Source organism: Pseudomonas sp. AG1028, assembly GCF_007993955.1.
In the GTDB taxonomy this organism is placed as follows: Bacteria; Pseudomonadota; Gammaproteobacteria; order Pseudomonadales; family Pseudomonadaceae; genus Aquipseudomonas; species Aquipseudomonas straminea.
This window is the reverse complement of the sequence record NZ_VIVP01000006.1, coordinates 352,204-369,008: the sequence shown is the minus strand read 5'-3', so window position 1 is coordinate 369,008 and position 16,805 is coordinate 352,204. Positions and strand designations below refer to the sequence as shown.

Annotated in this window: 15 protein-coding genes; 2 read left to right on the top strand and 13 right to left on the bottom strand. The window is 63.1% G+C overall.

Features of this window, described 5'->3' with window-relative positions:
* Nucleotides 1-367: 367 nt before the first annotated feature.
* Nucleotides 368-964, top strand: coding sequence for a phage tail protein (locus FB481_RS12605; RefSeq protein ID WP_147176599.1), 597 nt, complete (start codon nucleotides 368-370; stop codon nucleotides 962-964).
* Nucleotides 965-1,012: 48 nt separating this feature from the next.
* The gene (locus FB481_RS12600; protein ID WP_147176598.1) at nucleotides 1,013-1,324 is read left to right on the top strand and encodes a hypothetical protein; all 312 of its coding nucleotides are present in this window, start codon (nucleotides 1,013-1,015) and stop codon (nucleotides 1,322-1,324) included.
* On the opposite strand, the gene FB481_RS12595 is transcribed toward FB481_RS12600, so the two are convergent.
* The 13 genes from FB481_RS12595 to FB481_RS12535 all read right to left on the bottom strand — a co-directional run bounded on the left by FB481_RS12595 (nucleotide 1,325) and on the right by FB481_RS12535 (nucleotide 16,670).
* The gene (locus FB481_RS12595) at nucleotides 1,325-1,822 is read right to left on the bottom strand and encodes a GNAT family N-acetyltransferase (RefSeq protein WP_147176623.1); all 498 of its coding nucleotides are present in this window, start codon (nucleotides 1,820-1,822) and stop codon (nucleotides 1,325-1,327) included.
* Between the two features lie 34 nt (nucleotides 1,823-1,856).
* Nucleotides 1,857-3,953 (bottom strand): HlyD family efflux transporter periplasmic adaptor subunit, encoded by a 2,097-nt coding sequence (locus FB481_RS12590; RefSeq protein WP_147176597.1) that lies wholly within the window; start codon nucleotides 3,951-3,953, stop codon nucleotides 1,857-1,859.
* On the bottom strand, nucleotides 3,954-5,276 hold the full coding sequence (locus FB481_RS12585) for an efflux RND transporter periplasmic adaptor subunit (protein WP_147176596.1): 1,323 nt from the start codon (nucleotides 5,274-5,276) through the stop codon (nucleotides 3,954-3,956).
* Nucleotides 5,273-6,055: an efflux RND transporter periplasmic adaptor subunit gene (locus tag FB481_RS12580; RefSeq protein ID WP_147176595.1), complete on the bottom strand. Its 783-nt coding sequence runs from the start codon at nucleotides 6,053-6,055 to the stop codon at nucleotides 5,273-5,275. Before FB481_RS12580 ends, FB481_RS12585 begins: the two co-directional genes overlap by 4 nt.
* A gap of 179 nt (nucleotides 6,056-6,234) precedes the next feature.
* Nucleotides 6,235-7,764: a DHA2 family efflux MFS transporter permease subunit gene (locus tag FB481_RS12575; RefSeq protein ID WP_013791743.1), complete on the bottom strand. Its 1,530-nt coding sequence runs from the start codon at nucleotides 7,762-7,764 to the stop codon at nucleotides 6,235-6,237.
* Nucleotide 7,765: 1 nt separating this feature from the next.
* Complete coding sequence (locus FB481_RS12570; protein ID WP_147176594.1) at nucleotides 7,766-8,953, bottom strand: efflux RND transporter periplasmic adaptor subunit; 1,188 nt, start codon at nucleotides 8,951-8,953, stop codon at nucleotides 7,766-7,768.
* Nucleotides 8,954-8,962: 9 nt separating this feature from the next.
* Entirely contained in the window at nucleotides 8,963-10,408 is a 1,446-nt protein-coding gene (locus FB481_RS12565; RefSeq protein ID WP_178109875.1) for an efflux transporter outer membrane subunit, read from the bottom strand.
* On the bottom strand, nucleotides 10,408-10,875 hold the full coding sequence (locus FB481_RS12560; RefSeq protein WP_093501298.1) for a MarR family winged helix-turn-helix transcriptional regulator: 468 nt from the start codon (nucleotides 10,873-10,875) through the stop codon (nucleotides 10,408-10,410). The genes FB481_RS12565 and FB481_RS12560 overlap by 1 nt, the downstream gene beginning before the upstream one ends.
* A gap of 287 nt (nucleotides 10,876-11,162) precedes the next feature.
* Entirely contained in the window at nucleotides 11,163-11,831 is a 669-nt protein-coding gene (locus tag FB481_RS12555; RefSeq protein WP_147176593.1) for a nitroreductase, read from the bottom strand.
* An 89-nt stretch (nucleotides 11,832-11,920) separates the two neighbouring features.
* Nucleotides 11,921-12,922 (bottom strand): TRAP transporter substrate-binding protein, encoded by a 1,002-nt coding sequence (locus FB481_RS12550; RefSeq protein ID WP_147176592.1) that lies wholly within the window; start codon nucleotides 12,920-12,922, stop codon nucleotides 11,921-11,923.
* A gap of 132 nt (nucleotides 12,923-13,054) precedes the next feature.
* A complete protein-coding gene (locus FB481_RS12545; RefSeq protein WP_147176591.1) occupies nucleotides 13,055-13,879 on the bottom strand; it encodes a CoA ester lyase in 825 nt (274 codons plus the stop codon).
* A gap of 221 nt (nucleotides 13,880-14,100) precedes the next feature.
* Nucleotides 14,101-15,303 (bottom strand): CaiB/BaiF CoA-transferase family protein, encoded by a 1,203-nt coding sequence (locus tag FB481_RS12540; RefSeq protein ID WP_147176590.1) that lies wholly within the window; start codon nucleotides 15,301-15,303, stop codon nucleotides 14,101-14,103.
* 14 nt (nucleotides 15,304-15,317) lie between these two features.
* A complete protein-coding gene (locus FB481_RS12535; protein WP_147176589.1) occupies nucleotides 15,318-16,670 on the bottom strand; it encodes an MmgE/PrpD family protein in 1,353 nt (450 codons plus the stop codon).
* Nucleotides 16,671-16,805: the final 135 nt, after the last annotated feature.

The following is a 16,805-nucleotide window of genomic DNA, read 5'->3' as shown; positions in this document are numbered from 1 at the left end:
GCCTAACGTAACAAAATGTAGACGCATAGTATTACTTCGACATTAGTTCCCTAAAATTTAGCCCCATCGTAATCAAACAAGCTCAATTCCATATAAAAGCCTTTATTTTCAGGGCTTTGCTGTTTTTTGAGTGAAAGCCATCAGACGAACGGTCGACAAAAAACGCTGAAAACTCTATTTGTAATTTTTCTGCAGGGGGCTGAAAAAGAACCATCGGAGTCGGCACATCACATCAAAATATTTCAATCACGACCTTCATGTGCAAAGCATGCAGCTCATGAAACAGCGTCTACGCTGTCGTATGTCACTGCTGGCCAACGCCTGAGTGACTCACGCATACCCCACGGCATACGAAGGACGGAAAAATATGGAAGTTTTCATGGGCTCGATCATGACGTTCGGCTTCCCGTTTGCACCCAATGGCTGGGCGCAATGTAACGGCCAGACGCTAAACATTAGCCAATACAACGCCTTGTACGCGTTGCTAGGCGTCATTTATGGCGGCAATGCATCACAGAACTTCATGCTGCCCAACCTTCAAGGCCGGGTGCCAATCAACCAGGGAACCGGCCTCAACCTGACCAACCGAGTGATCGGCACCGCGTCGGGCGTTGAAAAGGTCACGGTCGCCATCGCCAACATGCCGGCTCACGTACACCAGATGAGCGCCCTGACAGCGACAACCACCATCAATCTGGGCGCCAAGCCGAGCACCGCCGGCTCCATCGTGCCAACAACCACCAACTGCTATGTCGGAGGCACAACAGCCGGCCCGACTTCCGCCAACATGTTTGCACCAGACCTGGGAACCGACGCGCCTATCGTGCAGAAAGGTGTTTCGACCGCCATCACCGGTACCATGCAGCCAGTCGGTGGCAGCCAGCCTCTCGACAGCATGAACCCTTTTCTGGTCGTGAACTTCAGCATTGCCCTGCAGGGTCTTTTCCCTACAAGAAATGACTGATTCATCTTGAGCCCAGCAATGGGCTCTTCCCCTCCCCGGAGTCACTCCATGCTGCAAAACATTACCGTCGAACATTTTCGTTCGCTGCTGGGCAGCACATGCTCGCTTCAACTGGACGATGGCAGTCAGCTACCGATCGCCATCTCATCCATCGATGAAAAACCATTGGCGCGCCTGTCCAACAACCGGCGCTTACCCTTCAGCATCAGCCTCAATTCACTAGAGCCCAGCACCTTCGTCGATGGCCTGTGCGCCCTCGAACTGCCGGAACTGGGCAGACTGGAAGAGATCTTTGTTTCCCGCGTACCGCCCATGGGGCGCGATGCAAACCTGGCGTATTACTGCATCAGCTTCAACTGATCAGCCTACCTTGGCCTGGCCCGGATACCAGACCAGGCGCTCAGCCGCCACATCCCGTTCCTCGACCTGAAACCCCAGCGCCAGATAATGCTGGCGCGCGTGGAGGTTATTGGCCCAGACCACCGTCGCCACCGGGCAACAGACCTTTTCGGCGGCCTGCTGTACACCTTTCAGCACCGTGCGTCCGTAACCCTTGCCACGCGCTGCCGGTATGAACGCCAGATACAACACGCGGATTTCGTTGCGGCCGAAGTCCACCACCAGCGCGCCGATCAGGGTGCCAAGCTTTTCGATCACGTAATGCATTGCATTGGGAAACTCACCGCCCATGCCGACTTCCTGCACGCGAAACTGCTGGGCGATCACCTCCTCCACCAGATCACGCTCGCCATCGATCAGTTGCAAATCGGGCCTGGCCGAATGATAGAGCGACTGGATGAAAAGGCTGTCCGTATCACGTGAAGGCCTGACTTCAAGCCCGTCTGCACTGTTCAACATCAGTCTCGTCCTCTTTCCCTGGAAACCACTTTTTTCAGAAACCGCTTTCACGAATCCCCAGGGCCGCCAACCGGCGCCAGGTTGCCCCTAGCAACGATTCACTTCGACCCTGCAACACCGCAACCCCGCGCAATGGCTGGGTTGGCGCTTCAATATCATCCACCACCTTCAGGCGCACCCCGTATTGCGCCTGCACCGGCTCTGCACGCTGGTTTTCGTCACGGTGCACGGCAATCGGCCCATGGTGATCGGATGCCAGGGCTTCCTGATCCAGATAAGACACGCCGTTGGCATCCACATCCAGCAACTCGACCTGCAACGAAGGACGCATCGGGTCGTCAGCGATAAAACGTCCCTTGTCACCCGGCGTGATACGCCACAAAGCATCTTCGGCCAGATACCCGCGAATGCGCGTGCCACCTTCGACGATACGGGCCAGAGGTGTCTGGGTCGAAACCCAGCGGCCCGGAGCCAGTTGCGGCATGAGGTCGCGAACCTGACCGGCCTGGGGTGCACGTACCAGCAAACGCTCGCGCTGGGCTCCCAGACCTCGATATTCCGCCACGGCACTGGCCAGACGCTGCTCGATGATGCCGACATCGGCGACCGTCTCGCTGCGCCCAGCCTGACGCCGTATCTGCAATTGCAGGATTTCGATTTCCCGACGCACGATGGCCTGGCGCGACTCCACGTCCGGCGACTCCAGTTCCACCAGCACTGCGCCCTGCTCCACCGTCTGGCCGTCCTGCACGTTCACCTGCCTGACCCGTGCGGCGACAGGAGCATGCAGGGCAGTCACCCTGCCCGCCTCCAGCATGACCGGCAGTTCGACACTGCTTTGCCAAGGCACCACCAGCAGCAACACCAGCGCCAGAAGCCCGGCAGCACTGAGCAGCACACGCGGCATATGGGCCTGCTCGCGATTCCCCCACCAGTGACGCGCTTCCTTGAAGATCGGCAGAAAAATGAACCAGCCCAGCTCCACCAACATCAGGAAGATCCCCAGCAGCTTGAAGAACAGGTGATAGACCGCCAGCGCGATCCCGAAAAACAGCACCGCACGCCACAGCCAGGACAGATAACCCCACCACAGCAGACGCCGCTGCATGGCGGGCGTCCATGGCTCGGGCGCTGGCAGGCCGTAACCGAACAGCGCTTCGCGCAAGCGCCAGCGGCACAGGGCGAAGGCCCGCCCTTGAAGGTTATCCACTTGCCACAGGTCACTGATCAGGAAGTAACCATCGAAGCGCATGAACGGGTTGAGATTGACCAACACAGTGGTTATCCATGTTGCACTGGCCAGCATGAAAGCGGCCGTGCGTGCAGGCCCGTCGGGCAGCAATGACCAGGCCAGCAGCGCGATGCAGGCCAGCAGCATTTCCGCCAGCACACCGCCTGCGCCGATCAACAGGCGGGCGCGTCGGTCATTCACTCGCCAGGCATCGCTGACATCGGTATAGAACAACGGTAGCAGCACCATGAATGCGACACCCATGCTCTGCACGCGACACCCGGCCCGCTTGGCCATGAAGGCATGGCCAAACTCGTGACAGAGCTTGGCAAAAAACAGTGCCACGCCGAACGCCAGCGCACCGCCAAGGCTGAACAGGTGCGGAAAGGTGCCGATGAAACGCTGCCAATCCCGCGCCACCAGAAACACCCCGAGCATCAGCGTGGCAGGCAGGCCATAGCGCAGGATGCTGGGACCAAAACGCTTCATCCAGGGCCAGGCGCGGTTGAGGAATGCATCCGGACGCCACAGGGGAATACGGAAAAACAGGTATTGATGCAGCAACATCTTCCACAAGCCCTGACGCGAAGCCTGGGCCTTGTAGGCGTAGCTGGCGCGCTGATCCGGATCAGTCGAGGCGATAAGGTCATGGCTGCGCAGAAAGATCAGCAGTTCTTGCACTTGGTCATCGCCCAGCGGCAGACCGGGCTCACGATTGGCCGCCTGCAGCACCTGCTCAGGATCACCCAGCGACCAGTGCCGCAACAGCCGGATAGCCTGAGCACCAAGCTTGAAGTAACGGCCTTGTATGGGATCGGCCAGGGTCCAGCGCGGCGACCCGTCGAGTGCAGGGGCCGCAGAAGTAAGTTGCAGATCCGCCCGCAGGCTGGGCAGCGCCATTTACAGGCCTACGCTTTGACGCAGACCAGCCAGGGGCCTGCGCAACAGATACAACGCCAGAGGCGCACGTTCGCCAAAGACCTTGGCGGTGCCACGCAAACCGATACGCGGAGGCGGTGAATCCAGGAAAGTAGCGTCCAGACGATAAGCCAGCTGACCGCCAGGAGTCGGCTGTGCTTCATAGGCCGCACGCTCCAGACGTGCGGAATGACGATGCAAGGGGTCGCTGTCCAGAAACAGAGCAATTTCTGCATCCGGCTCAAGAGCAATGGCATCACCTACCGCCAGTTCGATACGCAGCTCGGCCTGGGACGGATCAGCGATTTCCAGCAGACGTTCGCCGGTCTGGACCGGTTTGCCTGTCCAGCGCTGGGCATCGGCGAAAACCGCAATTCCGTCACGCTCGGCATGGACTTCACTGCGCTTGAGCAGCTCACGAGCGTAATCGCGCTCTGCCCGCTTCTGCTCGACACGCGCGGCCAGCAAATCGACTTTGGAACTTGACTCGGCATCGGCAAAGGCCCGCTGCGAATTGGCTTTCAGCTCGGCCTCGGCAACCCCCAGGGTACGCTCTGCAACATCGGCCTGGGCCTTGAGCGTCGTGTTCTCGAAACGCACCAGCAGGTCGCCGGTCTTGACAGGCTGGTTAGGCTTTACCAGAAATTCGGCAATCACACCGTCCAGCGGCGCAGCCACCACACGACCGGCCAACGGCACGACTTCGGCGGGTGCCAGAACCGACTGGCGAACCGGGATCAACAAGCTCAGCAACGCAATAGCGACCAGCAGGGCCTGACGCTTGCGGCTCCAGCGCAGACGCCAGGGCTTGCGTGGCTGCAACGCTAGCCACGCATGGCTGTAGGTATCACCCAGTTGCGAAAGCAGAACCTGCTCGGGCGCAACCCAGGGTTTGTCGCGGGCCAGCCACAGGCCGCCGAACACGTCCCCCTTGTGATCCAGCAACGGTAGCCAGAACACATGGATTGCCGACAGGTTTTGCCAGTCTTCGCGCACAGAAGCGCTGAGCGAGTCCATGGCCACAACACTGGCCGGTTTGGCCTTCTGCTGCTTGAACAACTGCGCCACTGCATGCTCGACGAACGCGACGAAGGGCGCATTGGGATCGATCACACTGACACCGGTCACCGCTCGCACCTTGCCGGCAATCACCAGCGCGGCATGACGAAAACCAAACAGCGGCTGACCATCATTCACCAGGCTGTAAGCCAGTTGATCGGTCGAGCGGGCAGCGCGGGTCAGACGTTCGAGGTCAAGAAACTGGGCAAAGACCCGTTCCACCACGCCCGGTACGGAAGCGTTCACTTAAGCTCCGGGAAGTGTGCGGTCCCGCTCATACCGGCCAGTAGCTCATCACTTTTCGGTAAGCTGGCAACCAGTAGCAACGTCTGACTGCCCTCGTCGATGCGCGCGCCGAGGCGTTTGACTGTTGCCGTCAGCGATTTCGAGGTTTCATCGGGAACGAACGTAAATGTCTGTCCCGGCTTGAGCTTGCCCATCCAGCGCGATGGGACGAGTAGATGAATCTCCAGCGTACGGTTATCGACAATCTCCAATAATGGCGCACCCGCTGCCACGCTTTCATAACGCTGCACCTTGCGAGCTACCACCTGCCCATCATAGGGCGCGATTACGCTACAGCGCTTGGTCTGAACCTGATAAACCTGAGCCTGGGCCTGGGCTTCTGCAAGGCGCGCCTCGGCCCGAGCAACCTCGAATCGACCGACCGAATTGAGCGATGCCAACTGCCGATTGTGCGCCAACTCCTCATTGGCTCCACGGCTGGCCGCCTGAGCAGCGTTGAGTTGTGCCTGGTAGGCCGAACAATCGAAACGAGCCAGGCTGTCGCCCTTCTTGAAAGGTTCTCCTTCAGTGAAAGGCAACTCAATGATGCGTCCTGCCAACTCACTGGCAAGCACAGCCTGGTCACGCGCACGCAACACCCCTCGCGCCTGAACGACAGATGCACTTTCGTCCTCTAGCGAGTGGTTTTCCAGCAGTGGATCTGTATCGGTTGGGGACTGCGCATGTGCGCCTAAAACAGCCACACAGCATCCGAAGACAAGTGCTCGAGAAGACCACATAGAAAGATGACTCCCTGTCGAATACGGCGGAGTCTACGGCAGCCGGTGGCGCCGTCAAGCGCCGCTGATCCCGGCGCAGATGGAGCTTGGATAGGACATTAGGCCCGCATGCCGTTGATACTTGCGCACCAAGGGCTGCCCAGTGAAGCGGCGCTCGACACTAAGTAGATCAGTGCCCCTCAATGCCCACCACCCGACTCTGCCGCGCCCTTGGCCGAGAACGGTGGTTTGGCCAGGTAGATGATCAGGATCAGGCCGAAGAACAGCCAGCCCATTAGGGTGAAGTAGTCCACCGTGGAGAGCATGTAGGCCTGGCTTTCCACCACCCGGTCGATCTGCATGTAGGCCGATTGCGAGGCGCCGCCGAGCTGTTCCAGGTACTGGTGGGTGGCCGGGTCATAAGCCGTGACGTGCTCGGTCAGCTGGGCGTGATGGTAGATCTCCCGGCGGTGCCAGATCCAGGTGGTCAGCGACGAGGCGAAGCTGCCGCCCAGCACGCGCAGAAAGGTGGCCAGGCCCGAGCCGTCGGCGATGTCCTTGGGTGGCAGGCTGGAGAGCAGGATGCTGGTGGTCGGCATGAAGAACAGCGCGATCCCCAGGCCCATGAACACCTGCACCTCGGCGATGTGCCGATAATCCACCTCGGTGTTGAACGAGGCGCGCATGAAGCACGAGGCGCCGATCACCAAGAACGAGCCGCCGGCCAGCAGGCGCAGGTCGAACTTGTGGGCGTACTTGCCCACCAGTGGCGACAGGAACAGCGGCAGGATGCCGATCGGTGCCGCTGCCAGCCCGGCCCAGATCGGCGTGTAGCCCAGCTGGGTCTGCAGCCATTGGGGCAGCAGCAGGTTGATGCCGAAGAAGCCCGAGTAGCCGAGCACCAGGGCCAGGGTACCGAAGGTGAAGTTGCGGTACATGAACAGGCGCAGGTTGATGATCGGGTGCTTGTCGGTCAGCTCCCAGATCACCAGCGCGATCAGCGACACCACCGAAATCGCGGTGCCGATCTGGATGAAGGTCGACTCGAACCAGTCCAGGTCGTTGCCCTTGTCGAGCACCACCTGCAGCACGCCGACGCCGAGCACCAGCAGCATCAGCCCGACGTAGTCGATGGGCTGGTGCTCGGTGGTTTCCGGGCGGTTGCGCATCTGCGTCCAGACCACCAGGGTGGCGAGGATGCCGATCGGTACGTTGATGAAGAAGATCCACGGCCAGCTGTAGCTGTCGGTGATCCAGCCACCGGCGATCGGCCCGATGATCGGCGCCACCACCGTGACCATCGCCAGCAACGCCAGGGCCATGCCCCGTTTGGCGCTGGGAAAGATCGCCAGCAGCAACGTCTGCGCCATCGGGTACAGCGGCCCGGCGACCAGCCCCTGCAGGGCACGGAACACCACCAGCTCGGGCATCGAGCGGGCGATGCCGCACAGGAACGAGGTGATCACGAACAGCACCACCGCGGCGAGGAACAGTTTCACCTCGCCGAAGCGCCGCGCCAGCCAGCCGGTCAGTGGCAAGGCGATGGCGTTGCACACGGCGAACGAGGTGATCACCCAGGTGCCCTGCTCCGAGCTGACGCCCAGGTTGCCGGAAATGGTCGGCAGGGCGACGTTGGCGATGGTGGTGTCGAGCACCTGCATGAAGGTCGCCAGGGAGATGCCGATGGTGGCCAGCAACATGCTGGCCGGACGGAAATTGGCGTCGCTCATGTCAGCCCTGCTTCGCCGGAGCGGCGTTCTGCGGACCGTTGTCGTGGATGATGCGCTCGATCAGCGCGTCGGCTTGGCCCATTGGAGCGTCGTAAACGGCGGTGCTGAAGCGCGCCTCCTTGGGCATCTGGTTGGTCAGCTGGGCGCCGCTCTGGTCATGCAGGTCGACGGTCACCGTGGTGGACAGGCCGATGCGCAGCGGATGCTTCTCCAGCGCCTCGTCGTCCAGGCGGATGCGCACCGGCAGGCGCTGCACGATCTTGATCCAGTTGCCGCTGGCGTTCTGCGCCGGCAGCAGCGAGAAGGCGCTGCCGGTACCGACGCCAAGGCTTTCCACGTGGCCCTGGTAGGTCACGTCATCGCCGTACAGGTCGGCCTCGACGGTCACCGGCTGGCCGATGCGCATCTCGCGCAGCTGGGTTTCCTTGAAGTTGGCGTCGATCCACACCTCATGCAGGGGTACCACGGCCATCAGCGCGGTACCGGGCTGGATGCGTGCCCCCAGCTGCACGGAACGGCGCGCTACGTAGCCGCTGACCGGCGCCACCAGGGTGCTGCGGGCGTTGTTGAGGAACGCCTGACGCAGCTGCGCGGCGGCGCTCTTCACGTCCGGGTGTGAGGCGATCACGGTGTCGTCGACCAGTGCCTGGTTGGTGTCGAGTTGCTGCTGGGCCGAGGTCAGGGCGCTCTGTGCGCTGTTGAGAGTGTCCTGGGCATGGGCCAGCTCTTCACGGGAGATCGCGCCCTTGCCAGCCAGCGTCACGCGGCGCTGGTAGTCGGCCTTGGCACGCTGCACGTCGATCTTGCGAGAGGCCACCTGGGCCTTGTAGCTGTCGACGTTGCTGTACAACCCGCGCACCTGGCGCACGGTACGCGCCAGGTTGGCCTCGGCGCTCTGCTGGGCCACTTCAGTATCGGCCGGGTCGAGCCAGACCAGGGGCTGGCCGGCTTCGACATAGTCGCCGTCATCCACGGCGATACGGGTGACAGTGCCGGTGATCTGCGGGGTGATCTGCACCTGGTTGCCACCGACGTAGGCGTCGTCGGTTTCTTCATAGAAGCGCCCGTACAGCTCGTGGTAGGCGAAGATGGCCGCGCTGACCAGAACAACGATAAGGCCCAGGCCCAGCAACAGGCGTTTGCGCTTGCCCGAATTCGGGTTGGCGGAGGTGGCTTGAGAGTCGGTCATGGCGAGTACTCAGCGTGCGGAAGTGGATGATTGAGCAGGCGCTTCGAAGCCGCCGCCCAGGGCCTGCATCAGCAGCACCGAGGCGTCGATACGCTCGGCACGCAGGCTGGCCAGTTGTCGTTCGTTCTGCAGCAGCTGTTGCTCGACGCTCAGCGCGTCGAGGTAATTGCCGATGCCATCGGCGTAGCGCTGCATGGCGATGTCGTAAGAGCTGCGGGCGATGTCACGGGCCCGTTGCTGCTGGGCGATCTGCTGCTCCAGAGAGCGAATGCGGTTGATGCCGTCAGCGATATCGCCCAGCGCACCGACCAGGGTCTGGTTGTACTGGGCCACGGCTACGTCGTAGTCGGCGTTACGCCCGGCAAGCGCGGCGCGGCGGGCGCCACCGTCGAAGATTGGCAGGCTAAGCGCCGGGCCAATATTGAAGAAACGGCTAGCGCCACCGAAAACGGCATCCCCTAGCAGTGACTTGCTGCCGGCCGCCACACTCAGGTTGAGGTTGGGATAGAAGTCGGCTTTGCTGGCGGCGATGTCCTTGGTGGCCGCTTCGACGCGCCAGCGCGCGGCGACCAGATCTGGGCGACGGCCGAGCAGTTCGGCGGGCACGTTGGCCGGCAGGCTCATGGCATCCGGGGCAATCAGCTGCGGACGCGGTAGCGTGTCCCCACAATCCGGGCCCTGGCCAAGCATCACTGCCAGACGAATGCGCGCGCTGTCGACCGTTTGATTGGCGGCGGTCAGGCTGGCTTCGGCGGCGGCTTCCAGGCTCTGAGTCTGCTGCAGTTGGTATTCGCTATCCAGGCCCGCATCGACCCGACTGCGCGCCAGATCGAGCATGTCGCGGCTGCGTTTGAGGTCCTGCTCGGCCAGATCACGGGTGGCGTAGGCCAGACCGAGGTCGTTGTAGGCGCGGGTCACTTCGGCGGCCAAGGTCAGGCGCGCGCCCTGCTGGTCCACCTCGCCGGCACGGGCACGGCCCAGGGCCGCTTCCCAGGCGGCACGATCACCGCCCCACAAGTCGAAGTGATAGCCACCTTCCAGCGACAGGCTACGCAAGGTGCTATAGCGCCGCCCCTGCCCGCTGGGGTCGTCGACCCGTGCCAGGCGCGAGCGGGTGACGCCGGCATTGGCATCCAAGGTCGGCTGGCGTTGCGCATCGGCGGCCAGCACGGCGGCATTGGCCTGGCGCGCACGGGCATCGGCGACCTGCAGGTCCGGGTTGCTGCGCAGGGCTTCATCGATCAGCGCGTTGAGCTGCGGATCGCCCAGGCGGTTCCACCAGTCGCTTGCCGGCCAGGCCGCCGTCGACAGGTTGCCCGTGAAGGTATGTCCTTGCAGACTGGCGGCGTCGAGGGTGTGGCCTTCGGTGTGCAGGCCGTCCTGAGAGGCACAGGCAGCCAGCAACAGGGCGCTGAAAAGCAGGGATAAAGGCGTACGCAACGGCATGGTGTTCATCATTCTCCTGGCAGCTCTGGCAAAGCGTCGGCGGCCATCAGCATCTTTTTCATCAGGCGTTGGAATTCGTCGAGTTCGGCGCGGGTCAGGCAGCCGGTCAGCTCGTTGGTGGCGTCGGCGGCGATCTGCGGCACTCGCACGCCCAGGGCTTCGCCGACTTCAGTCAACGTGAGGCGAACTTGGCGGCGGTCTTCATGGCTGCGCTCGCGGGTGAGCAGACCTTTCTGCTCCAGGCGGTCGAGCATGCGGGTCATCGCCCCGCTGTCGAGGCTGAGCAGCCTCACCAGATCGGCGGGCGTGCTGACCCGACTTTGGCTGATCAACAGCACCACCTTGAATTGCGCGGCGGTTACGCCGTGATCCACCAGGTGGCGTTCCAGCAGGCGATCCTTGAGCTGATTGGTCAGCGCAATCAGGTGGCCGGGTGAGTGCTGCAGCGAAAAATGTTCGCGGTCGAAATGCGGCATCGGCAATTACCTGCCCAGGCAGTGAATGCCATGCAGGTTACTGCCCAGGCAGCGATCAGCCCAATTACATTTTGTAATACTCGACATCAACGACAGACATACTTTGAAATAATCAGCGATAGGAGACTGACTCTCGGGTGTGGGGCGGGTTCAGGGGATTTATGTAGCCGAGGGTTGAGCGCGAGATCGTTCCCGGGTTTCGCAGGCTCAACCAGACTATGGTCGGTAACCTGGCGTCGAGCGAAGCGACACCCGGGGTTACTTCAGTTCTGGTCGCTCTTCCCTGCTCACTCCAGAAAAGTGCAGAACGCTTCCAGCGGCAGCCGTTCGCTGACCAGTCGATTGACCGGCGCTTCGGTGTCGGCATAGCCCACGGCAATGGCGCAGTGCAGCATGCGTTCGGCCGGGAGCTGCAGAAACTCTTCGACGCTGCGGTGATAACGCGCCCAGCAGGCCTGCGGGCAGCTGTCCAGGCCGTGCTCCTTGAGCAGCAGCATCAGGCTCTGCTGGTACATGCCCAGATCGGCCCACTGCCCTGGCCCCATGCAACGGTCGACCGAGAAGAACAACGCACAGGGCGCTTCGAAAAAACGGAAGTTGCGGGCGAACCAGGCCAGGCGTGCGGGTTTGTCTTCGCAGCCGATGCCCAACAGCCCATACATCTGCTCGCCCACCTCAAATCGCGAGGTGCGATAAGGCTCCTGCAGGGGCTGCGGGTAAACCTGATAATCCGCCGGATCGGGCTCCGGATCGCTCGTCAGCCGCTCGGCGATATGTGCGACGAAACGCTTCAGCGCATCGCCCTGCAGCATATGAATGCGCCAGGGCTGCAGGTTGCCACTGGAGGGAGCCCGCGCCGCCAGCTCCAGCAGCTCGCGCAGCAAGGCCGGCGGCACTGGCCGGTCGAGAAAGGCGCGAACACTACGACGCTCACGCAAAGCCTGGCTGACCTTCATTGGCGCTCCTCGCTCTCAATCGATGCCCATCAAAACAAAGGCCGCCTCCCGAGGGAAGCGGCCCGTGTTTCGACCGATTCAGCCTTTCATCACTGCGCCTGATTGGACGCCTCGGCCGCCTTGATCAGGTCGGCGCCGATCTCGCCCTCGAACTTCTTCCAGACCGGGCGCATGGCTTCGCGCCACTTCTCGCGCTGCTCGGGGGTCAGCTCGATGATCTCGCTGGTGCCGGCCTTGACGATGGCCGCGCGGGCTTCCTTGTTCAGATCATCGGCCTGGCGGTTCACCTCGGCGGTAACCTCGACCATGATCTTGTCCAGCTCGCTGCGCACGTCTTCCGGCAGGCCGTTCCAGAACTTGGTGTTGGTGATCACCATGTAGTCGATCAGGCCGTGGTTGGATTCGGTGAAGAACGGCTGCACCTCATGGACCTTCTGGCTGAAGTAGTTGGACCAGGTGTTCTCGGTACCATTGACCACACCGGTCTGCAGGCCCTGATAGACCTCGGCGAAGCTCATCTTGCGCGGCGCGGCGCGCAGCACCTTGAACTGCTCGTCAAGCACCGCCGAGGCCTGCACCCGGAACTTCAGGCCGCGGGCATCCTTGGGCTCGTGCATCGCCCTGTTCGAGGAAAGCTGCTTGAGGCCGTTGTGCCAGTAGGCCAGGCCGGTGATGCCCTTGCCTTCCATGCTGGTCAGCAGCGCCTTGCCCTGCTCACTGGCCTGGAAGCGGTCGACCGCCTCCATGTTGTCGAACAGGAACGGCAGGTCATAGATCTGGATCGGCTTGGCGTAATGCTCGAACTTGGCCAACGATGGTGCCAGTAACTGCACGTCACCGAGCAGCAGCGCCTCCATCTCCTTGCCATCGCCGAACAGCGACGAGTTCGGGTAGACCTCGACCTTGACGCGTCCCGGCAGGCGCTCTTCGGCCAGCTTCTTGAACATCAGCGCGCCCTGCCCCTTGGGCGTGTGTTCGGCGACCACGTGGGCGAACTTGATGCTGATGGGCGCCGAGTCGGCGGCGTGCGCCCCCCCGGCTATGGAGACGGCGACAGCGCAGACCAGCGCCTTGAGAGAAAGCTTGAGCATGGGTGTACCTCATCTTGTTTTTGTAAGTAGGTAGTGAACGTGCCTGTTGCCTGTTTACAACGCGCCGCGGTCGGCGCGGAATTCGTGATTGTGCAAAGCCGCGTTCGGCAGTGCCGAACGCGGCCCGAGGGATCAACCCGCGCCGCCGGCCCGCGCGACGATGCGCCGGGCGCGCCCGAGCACTGGCGCGTCGACCATCTGACCGTCGACCACGAACACCCCGTCGCCACCCTCTCCGGCCTGCAGCACCCGGCGCGCCCAATCCAGCTCTTCGGCCGAGGGCGCCAGGGCCTGGTGCACCACAGCGACCTGGCTGGGGTGGATGCACAGCAGGCCGCCGAAGCCCATGTCGCGGGCGTCCCGGCTGGCGCGGTCGAGGCCGGCCTGATCCTGAATCGCCGGAAACACGCTATCGAGCGGCGCCGCCAGATTGGCCAGGCGGCTGTGCAGCAAGATCGCGTAGCGGGCCTGGTCGAGCACGCGCTCGGCCGCCGCCGTGCCGCTGTTCAGGCCAAGATCCAGGCCCAGATCCAGGCCGCCGAAGGACAAGCGTTCGACGCCCGATGCCGCGGCGATGGCCGGCAGTTCGTGCAGGCCGCGGGCGCTTTCGATAATCGGCCAGACCGGCTTGCCGACCGCGGCGACGCGCGCCACTTGCGCGGCACTTTCCACCTTGGGCAGCAACACGCCGATCACCCCGCCATGGCGTTGGCACAGCGCGATATCGGCGGCGTGGCCGGGGTGTTCGGGGGAATTGATGCGCACCAGCAGGCGCGCTTCCGGGTTGCCGGTCAGAAAGCGCTCGAGGTTGTCCCGCGCTTCGACCTTGAGGCTTTCCTGCACCGCATCTTCGAGGTCGACGATGACCACGTCGGCGCCAGCGCCCAGGGCTTTGGGGATGCGCTCGGGTCGTGAAGCCGGAACGAACAGCGCGGTACGAATGATTTGTGTGGTCATGGAAGCGGACCCCTGACGTGAATGTGAATGAACAAAGGGGAATGCTGGGCTATGGATGGCGGTAGAAACGCGGAACGAACATCGCTGTTTTACCCGTGGGACCGGGCGTGGACGCCTAGTCCATGCCCGTGTTTTTTCCGCGGGCATGGCCCGCTCCCACAGATAATCAACAGCCGATCCTACGGGAACGAACTGCCGCTCCCGCCGCACAACGACCAACCTCAAACCACCCCACTCACCTTCAATCCTGCTATCTGCGCCTCGCCATAACCCAGCTCGGCGAGTAGGGCATCGGTGTGCTCGCCGAGCGCGGGCACGGGGTCCATGCGGGGGGTGAAGGCGCTGTTGCTGCCCGGCGGCAGCAGCGCGGGCAAGCTGCCGGCGGGGCTGTCGATCTGGCGCCAGCGGTCGCGGGCCTTGAGCTGCGGATGAGCCCAGACGCCGGCCATGTCATTGACGTGGGCGTTGGCGATCTGCGCCTGTTCCAGCCGTTCGATGACTTTCTCGGCACTCAGCGCCGCGAAGGTCTCGACGATGATGCCGCGCAGCACCTCACGATTGGCCGAGCGTTTGAAATTGGCCGAGAAACGCTCGTCGCCTGCCAGTTCGGGCTGCAGCAATACCCGCTCGCAGAACGCCTGCCATTCGCGCTCGTTCTGCAGGCCGAGCATGACCGTGCCGCCATCACCAGCAGGGAACGGACCGTAGGGATAGATGGTCGAGTGGGCGGCCCCGGCACGCGGCGGCGGCGTGGCACCGTCGTATGCGTAATACAGGGGATAACCCATCCACTCGACTAGGCTCTCGAGCATGCTCACGTCAATGCGGCTGCCCACGCCGGTCTTGCCGCGCAGCAGCAGGGCCGAAAGAATGTTGCTGTAGGCATACATGCCCGCGGCGATATCGGCGATGGAGCAACCGGCCTTGGCCAACTGGTCGTCACCCGCGCCGCCGGTCACCGACAGGAAGCCGCCCTCGCTCTGGATCAGCAGGTCATAGGCCTTTTTCTTCTCGTAGCTGCCGCCCTCGCCGTAGCCGGAGATGTCACAGACGATCAACTTCGGAAACCGCGCGTGCAGCTTGTCGAACGACAGCCCCATGCGTGCCGCGGCGCCCGGCGCGAGGTTCTGCACCAGCACATCGGCCTTGGCCAGCAGGCTGTCGAGCACGTCGCTGGCATCGTCCTGCTTGAGGTCCAGGGTCAGGCTTTCCTTGGAGCGGTTGGTCCATACGAAGTGGGAGGCCAGGCCGTTGACGCGTTCGTCGTAGCCGCGGGCGAAGTCGCCGCTGCCCGGCCGCTCGACCTTGATCACCCGAGCGCCCATGTCGGCGAGTTGGCGGGTGCAGAACGGCGCGGCGATGGCATGTTCCAGGCTGACCACGGTGATGCCGTCCAGTGGCCGGGGTTGTTGTGCGTTGTTCATATGCGCGTCCTCGGTCAGGCCAGGTTGCTCAGGTCGTCGGTCTCGCGCAGGCGCCAGACCCTGGCGATCAGCTCGCCCGCCTCATCGCTGCCACGTTTGCCGGCAAAGGCCAGCAGGCGGCGGAACTTGTCTTCCAGCTCGGTGCGGCTGAGGGTGTTGCCCGGATCGCCCTTGGGCTCGTCGATGGCGCCATGCAGGGTGCGACCATCGGTGGTGACCACCTCGACGCGCCCCAGCCAGCGCGCCGGATAGGCGCCGTCCACTTCGGGGTCGAGACGCATGCTGACCTTGTCGCGAAACGCGGCGACGTCCGCATCGCTCAGCGCCAAGTTGGCGAACTCGGTGAGCTGCGCCTTGCCATGCACGGCGATCAGGCCGAGCACGGTGCCCATGGAGAACTTGGCCTGGTGCACGGTCTGCGGCACCACCACACGCCCGAGCACGTCGATGGCGCCCTGATGCACATGGGTGATGACCTTGGCGATATCGCCATGGCGCAGGCCTTCGCGCTGCATGAGATCGAGCAGCGCATCGGCGGCCGGATGGGTATGCCGGCAGGAGGCGTGGAACTTGAATGAGGTCTCGACCAGCGCCCAGCGGCTGCCGAGGCGATCCGACAGCTTGCCAGGCTTGGCATCACTGGACATGCCGGCGGCCATGCCCTGCTCGCCCTCGAGAATGTTCTGCGCACCGGTCAGGCCCTGGGCGGTGAAGTACGCGGCCAGCAGGCCATCGGCGGCGGCCTTGGCGGTGTGCAGTTGCTTGGAGTCGGCGGCGTCGCGCAGGAACTCCCACAGCCCGGCGGCCTGGGTGGCGGCATTGCCGAGCAGATGCACGAACTGCTTCTGGTCGAAGTTCAGCAACTTGCCCACGGCCACGGCGGCGGCCAGGGTGCCGACCGTCGCCGTGGTGTGGAAGATGCGGTAATGCGAGCGGCCAAGGAATTCGCCGATGCGGATGCCCGCCTCGTAGCCGGCCACCGAGGCCAGCAGCAGCTCGCGGCCGGATTTGCCGAGATCCTGCGCTGCCGCCAGGGCCGCCGGAAAGACCACGGTGGCCGGGTGCAGCACCGAGCTGTTGTGCAGGTCGTCCTGCTCCACCAGGTGCGACGACGCACCGTTGACCAGGGCGGCGAAGTACGCCGAGGTGCCGCGCCCGTTGACCAGAATGCGCGCCGGGCCATCGGCCGGGCCCATCTTATGCGCATAGGCTTCGAACAGCGGAATCGGCCGCGCGCCTTCGCTGGCCAGGGCCGAGCCAAGCCAGTCGAGGAACAGGTCTTCGGTGCGATCCAGTACGTAGTCAGGTAGATCGCCGTAACGCAGCTCGGCGAGGAATTTGGCGAGCTGTTGAGTATTAGTGCTCATAAGCCGCTCCCAGGAGTCTGCTTATGAGCTCGCGAGCTAGAGCCAGGCAAGGCGTAAGCGGGCGAGGAAGCGGAGTTTACGAGTTGTAAATGAGCATTCCGAGCCCGGTTACAACGCGGCATGGCCGACGCGCAG